At 60.9% G+C, this 10,589-nt stretch carries 8 protein-coding genes and 2 pseudogenes; 4 read left to right on the top strand and 6 right to left on the bottom strand.

From position 1 onward, the window contains the following. Positions 1-132: 132 nt before the first annotated feature. The 4 genes from QZ656_RS20455 to clpS all read right to left on the bottom strand — a co-directional run bounded on the left by QZ656_RS20455 (position 133) and on the right by clpS (position 4,048). Complete coding sequence (locus tag QZ656_RS20455) at positions 133-636, bottom strand: ankyrin repeat domain-containing protein (RefSeq protein WP_291995113.1); 504 nt, start codon at positions 634-636, stop codon at positions 133-135. Positions 637-903: 267 nt separating this feature from the next. Next, entirely contained in the window at positions 904-1,398 is a 495-nt protein-coding gene (gene rraA / locus QZ656_RS20450) for a ribonuclease E activity regulator RraA (protein ID WP_291995112.1), read from the bottom strand. Positions 1,399-1,480: 82 nt separating this feature from the next. Continuing rightward, complete coding sequence (gene clpA / locus QZ656_RS20445) at positions 1,481-3,739, bottom strand: ATP-dependent Clp protease ATP-binding subunit ClpA (RefSeq protein WP_291995111.1); 2,259 nt, start codon at positions 3,737-3,739, stop codon at positions 1,481-1,483. Then, on the bottom strand, positions 3,740-4,048 hold the full coding sequence (clpS, locus tag QZ656_RS20440; RefSeq protein ID WP_291995273.1) for an ATP-dependent Clp protease adapter ClpS: 309 nt from the start codon (positions 4,046-4,048) through the stop codon (positions 3,740-3,742). 261 nt (positions 4,049-4,309) lie between these two features. Here clpS and QZ656_RS20435 point away from each other — a divergent pair, with 261 nt between their 5' ends. Next, a complete protein-coding gene (locus tag QZ656_RS20435) occupies positions 4,310-4,513 on the top strand; it encodes a cold-shock protein (protein WP_042335273.1) in 204 nt (67 codons plus the stop codon). A 116-nt stretch (positions 4,514-4,629) separates the two neighbouring features. Here QZ656_RS20435 and moaC read toward each other — a convergent pair whose 3' ends face one another. After that, on the bottom strand, positions 4,630-5,112 hold the full coding sequence (gene moaC, locus QZ656_RS20430; protein WP_291995110.1) for a cyclic pyranopterin monophosphate synthase MoaC: 483 nt from the start codon (positions 5,110-5,112) through the stop codon (positions 4,630-4,632). Between the two features lie 186 nt (positions 5,113-5,298). Between moaC and QZ656_RS20425 the strand changes: the two genes are divergently transcribed. After that, a complete protein-coding gene (locus QZ656_RS20425) occupies positions 5,299-6,732 on the top strand; it encodes a M48 family metalloprotease (protein WP_291995109.1) in 1,434 nt (477 codons plus the stop codon). Positions 6,733-6,886: 154 nt separating this feature from the next. Here QZ656_RS20425 and QZ656_RS20420 read toward each other — a convergent pair whose 3' ends face one another. Next, complete coding sequence (locus QZ656_RS20420) at positions 6,887-8,140, bottom strand: IS4 family transposase (protein ID WP_291991552.1); 1,254 nt, start codon at positions 8,138-8,140, stop codon at positions 6,887-6,889. Positions 8,141-8,425: 285 nt separating this feature from the next. Between QZ656_RS20420 and QZ656_RS20415 the strand changes: the two are divergent. Beyond that, positions 8,426-9,342: pseudogene (locus QZ656_RS20415) on the top strand (site-specific integrase). Continuing rightward, positions 9,339-10,453 (top strand): annotated as a pseudogene (locus tag QZ656_RS20405) (transposase). The pseudogenes QZ656_RS20415 and QZ656_RS20405 overlap by 4 nt, the downstream one beginning before the upstream one ends. Positions 10,454-10,589 lie beyond the last annotated feature (136 nt).

The following is a 10,589-nucleotide window of genomic DNA, read 5'->3' as shown; positions in this document are numbered from 1 at the left end:
GAAAGGGTCATGACTTTCATGATCTGGGGTATCTCGACCTGTCATGACCGTTAGGGGCGATTTCCCTGGTCGTGCCTGGCGTCGGCGACGACGAAGTTGTTCGGTGGAGTTCTTCTTGCCCGCTGAGAGCAGCTATTTTTTGTCCATGTCGCGTGCCGCCCGGATCAGGTCGGCATCGAGAACGGAAGTGTCGGTGCCGTAGCAGCGGACCATTTCGATCTCCTCGAAAACGGGATGGTCTTCGCTGTGCTCAGGTTTGCTGGCGCTGGCTCCGTAGTGCCGCCCGCGCCAGCGAGCAATCATCATTTCCTGGTCGGTCAGCCCGGTCTTCATCCCGACCGGCACGTCGGCGCCCATTTCGACGAGGGCCTTGACGACCTCGGTGCGGCGGCCACGAACGGCCATCGACAAGGGCGAAGTGGGCTGCGTGTTGTCCGGGAAATTGACTTTGGCGCCACGGCCGACCAACTCGCGGACTATTTCGACGTACCCCATGAAGCATGCAACGCCCAGCGGCAAGCCCGGGTCGCCGCGGCCGTCGTGGATCTCAACCGGCGTTCCGGAATCCAGCAACGCCCGAACCTCTTGCAGGCGGCCCGTCCGGATTGCTTTGAGCAGGTCAATGGCAGCGCTCACGACTTGTCTCCGATTTTGGCAACTTCACAGCAGCAAGCGCGAAGTATCTTCGCTGTCAGGAATCTGGTCAATTCGTATTGGCTCCAGCGTATGTATAGATGACACCGGTTCTCGAATACTGCGGGCCGGCCGGGCAGAGTCCGGGTTCTCCAGCGCCGCTTGGTCCGATGCTGCGCCGTCTGCTGGTGTCTCGTGCAATGCTTGGCGCGTGCTGGGGTCGTTCTGCGCGCCAGTCGAGGCTCATTGGCGCCCGGGGTTGGTCTGCTTTCAGCTCAAGGCCTTCTGGCTGACGATTACCCCGTCGCGATCCGCATAGAGCCACTCGTCGGGCTTGAAGCTTACACTACCGAAGCGCAGCGCCAGATCGCGTTCGCCGATACCCTTCTTGACGCTCTTCAGCGGCTGCGTATTGAGCGCGCGAATGCCGATGTCGATGGCGCTGATGTCCTCGGAATCGCGGATGCATCCGTAGACAATGATTCCTTCCCAGCCGTTCTTGTGCGCGAGGATCGCCAATTGGTCGCCGACCAGCGCGCAACGCAGCGACCCGCCACCATCGATAACCAACACCTTGCCTGCGCCCGCTTCGCCGAGCGCCTCGCGGACCAGCGAGTTGTCCTCGAAGAGCTTCAGCGTGGCAATGCGGCCACTGAACGACGGCCGCCCGCCATAACTCTGAAAGATCGGCGCGACGACCTCGACACGGCCATCACGGAGTGCGCTTTCGTTGTTGTCGAGAAGGTCGGCAGTCTTGAAACTCATGGTCTTTACCTCGTGTGCTCGGTTTTCAGATGGCGGCAGTTGGGGCCCTGCCTGATGGCAGTGACCTGAGCCGGGGAATCCTTCAGGTGACGGCCTCTGGTTCCTCGGCGAAGACCAGCTTGACCTTTTGCTGATCGTCGAGGTCGACGATCACGTGCCCGCCGTGGGCCAGCCGGCCGAACAGCAACTCGTCGGCCAGCGCGGCGCGGATGGTGTCCTGAATCAGTCGCGCCATCGGACGCGCACCCATCATCGGGTCAAAACCGTGCGTCCCGAGATGGTCCTTCAGCGCCGTGGTGAATACCGCCTCGACCTTCTTTTCATGCAGTTGCGCTTCGAGTTGCATCAGGAATTTGTCTACTACCCGCATGATGACTTCGTGGTCAAGCGACTTGAACGAGATCGTCGCGTCGAGCCGGTTGCGAAACTCGGGTGTGAAGATCCGCTTGATCTCGACCATTTCGTCGCCGGCCTGACGGGTCGGCGTGAAGCCCATGGTCGCTTTCTGGATCGCTTCCTGCCCAGCATTGGTGGTCATGATGATGATCACGTTCCGGAAGTCGGCCTTGCGGCCATTGTTGTCGGTCAGCGTGCCGTGATCCATGACCTGCAGCAGAATGTTGTAGATGTCTGGATGAGCTTTTTCGATTTCGTCGAGGAGCAGTACGCTGTACGGCTTCTTGGTGACTGCCTCGGTCAGCAGGCCACCCTGGTCGAAGCCGACGTAGCCGGGCGGCGCTCCGATCAGACGCGACACCGCGTGCCGTTCCATGTACTCGGACATGTCGAAGCGCATCAGCTCGTTGCCGAGACAGTAAGCCAGTTGCTTGGCGACTTCGGTTTTGCCAACGCCGGTGGGGCCCGAGAAAAGGAAGCTGCCGATTGGCTTGCTCGGGTTGCCAAGACCCGAGCGGGCCATCTTGATCGCCCTGGCGAGTGCGTCGATGGCGGCGTTTTGACCAAACACGACGGCTTTCAGATCGCGGTCGAGATTTCGCAGGTTGTTCCGGTCGTCCGATGATACATGTGCGGACGGGATGCGCGCGATCTTGGCGACGATCTCTTCGATGTCAATTTTGCCGATCAGCTTCTTCTGCCTGGACTTGGGCAGGATCCGCTGCGCGGCGCCCGCCTCGTCGATGACGTCGATGGCCTTGTCGGGCAGGTGGCGGTCGGTAATGAAGCGCACCGACAGTTCGACCGCCGAGCTCAATGCCGCCGCCGAGTACTTGATGCCGTGGTGCGCCTCGAAGCGCGATTTGAGCCCCTTGAGGATTTCGACGGCCTCGGCGCTCGACGGCTCGTTCACGTCGATCTTCTGGAATCGCCGAGACAGCGCGTGGTCCTTCTCGAAGATGCCGCGGTATTCGGTGTAGGTCGTCGCGCCGATACATTTCAACTGGCCCGAAGACAGCGCCGGTTTGAGGAGGTTAGACGCGTCAAGCGTGCCGCCAGACGCCGAGCCGGCGCCAATCAGCGTGTGAATCTCGTCGATGAACAGGATCGCCTCGGGATTTTCGCTGAGCTGCTTGAGGACGCCTTTCAGGCGCTGTTCGAAATCGCCACGATACTTGGTGCCGGCCAGCAGCGAGCCCATGTCCAGGCAGTACACGTTGGCTTTGGCGAGGATCTCCGGGATGTCGCACTCGACGATCCGCCGCGCCAGTCCTTCGGCAATCGCCGTCTTGCCGACGCCGGCTTCGCCAACCAGCAAGGGGTTGTTCTTGCGTCTGCGGCAGAGCGTCTGGATGACCCGCTCTAGCTCCCGGTCGCGACCGATCAGTGGGTCGATCTTGCCCTGCAGGGCCAGTGCGTTGAGATTGATGGTGTAGTTATCGAGTGGTCCGGCGGCACTCTGCTGGTCGACTTCTGCCTCGACTTCCGGCTCGCCTCGTGGTGCGCTCTGCGGGATCTTGCTGATCCCGTGCGAAATGAAATTGACAACATCGAGGCGTGTGATCCCCTGCTTTTGCAGGTAGTAGACAGCGTGCGAATCCTTCTCGCCGAAGATCGCGACCAGGACGTTGGCACCGTTGACTTCTTTTCGTCCCGACGACTGGACGTGCAGAATGGCACGCTGGATCACGCGTTGGAAACCGAGCGTCGGTTGCGTATCGATTTCATCGTCACCGGCGACCGTTGGCGTGTGTTCGCCAATGAAGCGGATCAGGTCCTTGCGCAACTGCTCGATACTTGCGCCACAGGCGCGCATGGCCTCGGCCGCCGAGGGATTGTCGAGCAGTGCCAGCAGCAGGTGCTCGACGGTGATGAACTCATGGCGCTTCTGCCGCGCTTCGACAAATGCCATATGCAAGCTTACTTCTAGTTCCTGGGCAATCATTCAGTTTTCCTCCATGACGCACGCCAGGGGATGCTGGTTGCTTCGTGCGAAGGCTGTGACCTGTTCAACTTTCGTCGCCGCGACATCGCGCGGATAGATTCCACACACCCCCCGGCCATCGGTGTGAACTTTGAGCATGATGCGCGTCGCGTGTTCTCGATCGAGCCCAAAAAACCTTTGTAGAACGACGATAACGAAATCCATCGGGGTGAAATCGTCGTTCAACAACAGAATTTTGTAGAGCGGCGGTGGTTTGAGCTGCGTGCGTTGCGCTTGCAGTAGGGAGTTGTCCTGATTCTGTGTTGCCATGATGTGAATTCTAACCAGTCTTTCGGGATGCGCAATACCGCTGTCGGCCAATTTCTGGCGCCGCGATGGAGGTCGGCGAACAGCAAATGCTGAAAACGCTTGACGCATCCGCCTCTACTGGCGTAAAAAGGTCAAATGTTTCTGTTCGACGCGCTGTCTGGTGGTTCTGCATGTTTGGACTTCCGGCACGGTCAGCGTCGAAATGGGAGCATGCATGTCGGGCACCGCCCGGGTTCAGTCTTTTTTCAAGGAAGTGGCAATATGGCAACTGGTACAGTTAAGTGGTTCAATGACGCTAAAGGCTTTGGCTTCATTACTCCGGACGATGGTAGTGAAGATCTCTTCGCCCATTTCTCCGCTATCACCATGGGTGGATTCAAGACCCTCAAAGAGGGCGAGAAAGTTTCCTTCGACGTGACGCAAGGCCCCAAGGGCAAGCAAGCATCGAATATCGCGCGCGCCTGATTTTTTTAGGTGTGCAATAGGGACCCGCCTCCGGCGGGTTTTTTTTTTGTCGCGCGGCGGTGAAGACGACGTGGCGCGCAGCGCTGGTGGTCCGCAGCCGAGGCGCCGACTTTGCTTCAGCTTGCCGTCCAGTGTCCTGATTTGCCGCCTTTCTTTTCGAGCAGTCGCACGCCGTCGATGCGCATGCCACGATCAATGGCCTTGCACATGTCGTAAATGGTCAGCAATCCGATGCTCGCCGCGCATAGCGCTTCCATCTCGACGCCGGTGCGACCGAAGCACTCGGCAGTGGCGACGCAGTGCACGGCGTTGGCCGGCGCGTCGATCTCGAAGTCTATGGAAACGCGGGTCAGCGCGATGGCGTGACACAGGGGGATCAGCTCGGAGGTGCGTTTGGCGCCCTGGATCGCGGCGATCCTCGCGACGCCGAGGACATCGCCCTTCTTCGCCGAGCCGGCCACGATCAGGGCCAGCGTTTCTGGCCGCATCACGATGCTGCCGGTCGCTCGAGCCTGCCGCTCGGTTTCGGCTTTTCCGCCGACGCCGACCATCTGCGCCTGGCCCTGAGCATTAAAATGAGTGAGTGGATTCGCGGGCATTGCTTACGGTGAAAGTGGTGTTTGCTGCGCTGGCCGGAAGGCACCGCAAGGCCGGTCGATGGTGTCTGGTGACGCTTCGTAACACTTCGCCAAGCGGCGATTGGCTATCATACCGCATCTTTCCCAGGCTCTTGCCGACGCGTGCCGGAGGTTCCCTTGATTAGAGTCACTTGTGCAGCTGTCTCTTTGGCGATCGCTGTTTCCCTAGGCAGTTCTTCGTCGCTTCTCGCCGACGAATTGCCTGAACTCGGTGACGCCGCGCGCGCCGATTTCTCGCCGCAACTCGAGTATCAGATCGGGCAGCGCATCTTCAATGACATCCGCCTGCACGAGAGCAGCTATGTCGACGATCCGGACGTTACGGACTACGTCAATCTTCTCGGTGGGCGACTGGTGGCCGCCAGTTCGAACCCGGCGGGTGACTTTCGGTTCTTCGTGATTCGCGACAATGCCATCAATGCTTTTGCGATGTTCGGCGGCTTCATCGGGGTAAACACCGGGACGCTGCTTACCGCGCAATCGGAGTCCGAACTGGCCGGCGTGTTGGCTCACGAGATCTCGCATGTGACGCAGAGTCACCTGGCCCGGCAGATCGCCAGGGAGAAACAGAGCTCGATCGCGACGATGATCACCATGGCGGTAGGCGTTCTGGCTGCCCGTTCCAACTCGCAGGTAGCGAGTGCGGCGATCGCCTCGGCACAGGCCGGGTCGATTCAGGCACAATTGGCCTACAGCCGCGATTTCGAGCGCGAGGCCGACCGCGTCGGGTTTCAGACGATGAGCAAAGCCGGCTACGACGTACACGGGATGGGCGATTTTTTCGGGCGCCTGCAGCAGGCAGGGCGCCTGTACGAGAACAACGCGCCAGTCTATATGCGCTCGCACCCGCTGACCGTCGAGCGGATGTCGGACATGGAGAGCCGCGCCCAGAGCGCCCCTTATCGACAAGTCGCCGATAGTCTCGACTTTCACCTGGTGCGCGCCAAGCTGCGGGCACAAGCAGGCACGCCCGGCGAAAAGATCAGTGAGTTTCGCAGGCAGCTACGGGAAAAGAAGACGGCCTCCGAGGCGGCTACTCGTTACGGTCTGGCGTACGCGCTGCTGCGCGCCAAAGACGCCGCGGCTGCACAAAAGGAGATCGACGCGCTGCTGGCTCTGAAGCCGTCGTCGCCGATGATTGCCGGCCTGGCCGCCGAGATCAGGGCCGCTGGTGGTGATCGGGCGGGCGCGCTGACGATCTACCGCAATGCGCTGCAGCGCTATCCGCAGTCCAAAGCCCTGGTTTACGGCTACGCCGAAGCGCTCCTTGACGGCCGGCAATACCAGGAGGGTTTGCGCTTCATCGACTCGCAGCTGCAGCTGTACAGCTCGGATTACAAGCTCTACGCTCTGCAAGCCAAGACCTTCGCAGCGCTCGGTAAGCGCTTGCAACAGCACCGTGCGCAGGCTGAGTCGTATCTGCTGCTCGGGCAGTTGGCCCCTGCTGTCGAACAACTGCAGTACGCTCAACAGGCCGGTGACGGCAATTTCTTCGAACAGTCGCAGGTGGACGCGCGGCTCCGTGAATTGCGCAAGCGGCAGATGGACGAAGAGAAGGAGAAAAAGAAGAGCGGCAGCTAGCGTTCTCAGAATGGTTGGACGAAGCCGCTACGCGGAGGAAACCCCGGTGCTGTCGTCGCGTTGACTCAAGATGTGACCTCGCCCCTCATCCGAGGGACGTTCATGACGAATGCGAGGTTACCGCAAGATGGAAGAGCAACGGTGTCCGGCTGCCTCATAGGTATGCCAACAACAATGGCCGCAACTGGGCCTCGTAGAGCGCCTGCGAGGCGGGTTTGTGAAAACAGTGCTTAAAAAACCGCAGGACTTGGCGGCTCACCTTGGAGGTGTAGCGGAATACCGGGGCAGTCCAGTCGGGGCGATCGGTCCCGTCGGTCGCCGAGGTCTGGCGCCGGTCCTGCTTGCGCAAAGCCTTCTCGTCCACGATTCCGTGCTGCCCCATTCTGTAGTGCACCAGCAGGGCCACCAAGAGGCTGGTGACAACGGCCAGGCGGACCTGATTCTCGATGGCCGCCACACTGGCGCCCCATGCCTTGGCGAGGCTGAAGTCGTTCTTCCATGTGTCGAAACATTTCTCCTCCTCCCAGCGGCGGGAGTAGAGGAAGGCGATGACGCCGGGCGCGAGGTCGAACTCGTTGGTCAGAAACTCCACGAGATGTCCTCGTCGGCTGCGGAAGGTGATCAGGCGCCAGTGTTGGCGGGAACTGAGCAAGGTGATGCGCAGATCGTTGAGCACCCCGTCGTTGGCCGGGACATCCTCGATCTTTAAGGGCTCGGTGGACTCGACGCACAGGCTGCTTTTCATGCGCGTGATCATGGTCACGCCCAAGCTCTTTTTCCGGTCATCCCAAAACGTCGCGTCGATGAAAGCGCGGTCGACCAGCCACAGCGCGCCCTTGTCACGGGTCATGGCCTGCGCGGATTGGTCATAGTCGCGCAACAGAGTGATTTCGTGGCGACTGCGGGTGTCGACGTGCACGTCGGTGGGGCAACCCAGGCGCACGTCGTAGAAGCTCAACAGCGCGTGCCCCTTGGGATTGTCCGTCCCGCCCTGGCGGGGCGTACACCGCCCGTAGTGGGCGCTTTCGCTCTGATAGGTCCCATCCATTGCATACACCGGCCGTCCTTGCAGGGCTGGGAATTGCGCCAGGCGATCCGGCAGCGCGGCCCGGGCCTCGGTGAGCAACGGCGGCATCGCCGCCTCCAAGACCGTGCGGCGGCGGCGCGAGGACAGCGCGTCCGACCAGGTGGAACGTGCCAGCGGGACGCGCTGCGCCGTCCCCGGCTCGCAATGCAGCAGCGACTGCACCTGCTCGCGCAGGGTGCGCATGCCCTGCAGGTGGCGCAGCACCCCCAGGCCGATAAAATCCGCCATGCTCAACACTCGCGATACCGCGTCGGTACCGCGCACCTGCGCCAAGGCACGAGCCATCGGCGCCAACAATTCACCCAAGACGGTTTGGTTCATGAGGCTATCCATGACCGCAGTTAATCGTTCGGTATCCACAAGACACTCCAATAAGCTGTTGTTTATACAGCCAAAATTGCGAGCATTTTGCCAAACCTTTGTCAAGTGTTTTTCGCATTATTTTAAAAATATTTTTGCCGCCTCAATATCCGCGCCATAGAGCACGTCGATTTCGAACCTGCCGCTTTTCTATTAAATACTCAAATTATCCGCGTATAACACGACTGCGACGCCGCCTTGTGGTGGATTACCTGCTTCGGCCAAAATTCAAGCCGGACACCGTTGATGGAAGAGATGTCCGCTGTCGCAACGACGATTTTTGACACGAACTACGAGCTGCACCAGAAGCACCTGAAGCTCAAGGGCTTGCAGCCGAAGACGATCGACGCGTATTCGCGCGCGGTCCGCCGGGTGGGAGATTACTTCGCTCATCAGATCGACGATCTGAGCGAGGCCGACCTGTTGGATTACTTCGCCGACCTGCGTGAGACGCACTCCTGGAGTTCGCTCAAGCTCGATCTGTACGGTCTCAAGTTCTACTACGAGCACGTGCTGAAGAAACCCTGGGTGGCGCCCGGTCTGATCAAGCCGCCGCGTTCACAGCGCCTCCCGGACATCGTCACGGTCGAGGAGACCGAGCGGATTTTTCTGGCCACGCAGGTGCTCAGTTACCGCGTCTTCTTCTTCACCCTCTACAGTCTCGGCCTGCGCCTGGGCGAAGGGTTGCGGCTGACGGTCGCCGACATCGACGGCGCGCGCGGGCGTGTGCATATCCGCGATGCCAAGGGCAACAAGGATCGCCTGGTGCCGCTGCCGACGGCCACCTATCGACTCCTGCGTTGTTTCTGGCAGCGCCACCGTAATCCCGTTCTGCTGTTTCCCAATCGCCGCGGCGGCTTGCCGGGTGCGAGCAGCGCCAGGACACCGCTCGATCGCGGCGGTGTTCAGAAGGCACTGCGGGCGGTGGTCGAATCCTGCGGACTAAAAAAAACATTTCGCCGCACAGTTTGCGTCACGCCTATGCCACGCACCTGATCGAGGCGGGCGTCGAGCTCACCGAGGTGCAGAGCATTCTCGGCCATCACTCGATTCTCACGACGGTTCGCTACACCCATCTGACGGATCAAACCCGGCATCACGCCATCGACCGCATCAACGCGCTGATGGACCGCTTTTGTCTGAGCAAGGGGACGCCGCGATGATCCGCCTCGGCTCTGTCATTGCCGAATTCGAAGCGGACTTCATGACGCAATTTCGCCACCGCCTGAGCTTCGATCAGCTTCGGGCACTCTCGGCGATGCGCGATTGCCGCGGCCCGGCCAGCCCGATGATGCAGCTCCAGTGCGAAGGCTGCGATCAGCAAAAACTCGTTCCGCATTCCTGCGGCCATCGCCTTTGCCCGCACTGCCAGCACCACGAGAGCCAGCAATGGCTGGAACGTCAGATAGAGCGCCTCGTCCCGGCCGACTACTTTCTGCTGACCTTCACGCTGCCGGCCGAATTGCGCGGGCTCGCTGCGGCGCACGCCGACGTCGTCTTCGATGGCTTGATGCGCTGTGCCTGGGAAACGGTGCACCGCTTCAGTCAGAACGACCGGCAGTTGCAGGGCACGCCCGGCGCCATCGCGGTCCTGCACACGCACTCGCGTCGGCTCGACTTCCACCCGCATGTCCATCTCGTCGTCCCCGCGGCAGCGATCGATGCCGCGAAGCAGCGCTGGCGACGCAAGCGGCGCGGCAAGAACGGCACCTACCTGTTCAACGAGAAGGCGATGGCCAAGGTCTTCCGGGCAAAAATGCTGGCGGCGATCGAGGCGGCCGGCATTTGCCTGCCGGCGTCCTATCCGCGGGAATGGGTAGCGCACTGCAAATCGGTGGGCAGCGGCGACAAGGCCTTGATCTACCTCGGTCGTTATCTCTACCGCGGCGTCATCCGTGAACAGGACATCCTCGCCTGCGAGAATGGCCGGGTGAGCTTCCGCTATCGCAACGCCAAAACCGGCAAGTCGGAAAAGCGCTCGCTAGCCGGCGCCGATTTCCTCTGGCTGATCCTCCAGCACGTGCTACCCAAGGGCTTTCGCCGCGCCCGCAATTTCGGCTTCCTGCACGCCAATTGCAAGCGCCTGATCAGCTTGCTGCACCGCTTGCTGAAGTTCGATCCCAGCCGCTTCACGCCGCCGCGCAAGGAGCGGCCAGCGATGCTTTGCTCGTGCTGTGGCTCCGTGATGTCAATCGTCCGGACGCGTATTCGATCAACATTGCCCGCCGTCGTCGCTGCTCCACCGCTCGTCGCGATCGCTGCCTGATCGTGTAAGCCGCCTTCACAGCGCTGTCCGGCCGCCTTTGGGACTTCAGTTTCCCCAAGCTGAGTGACGGGGTCGCCCGGAGTTCAGTGGCCGGGACGCCAAAACGGCCGGATTTGCGCGATCTTCGCTGACGGTGCCGCAGCG

Source organism: Candidatus Accumulibacter sp. ACC003 (genome assembly GCF_907163085.1).
Classification (GTDB): domain Bacteria; phylum Pseudomonadota; class Gammaproteobacteria; order Burkholderiales; family Rhodocyclaceae; genus Accumulibacter.
Note: the sequence above shows the minus strand (reverse complement) of the source record. Positions and strands in the feature narration are given on the sequence as shown.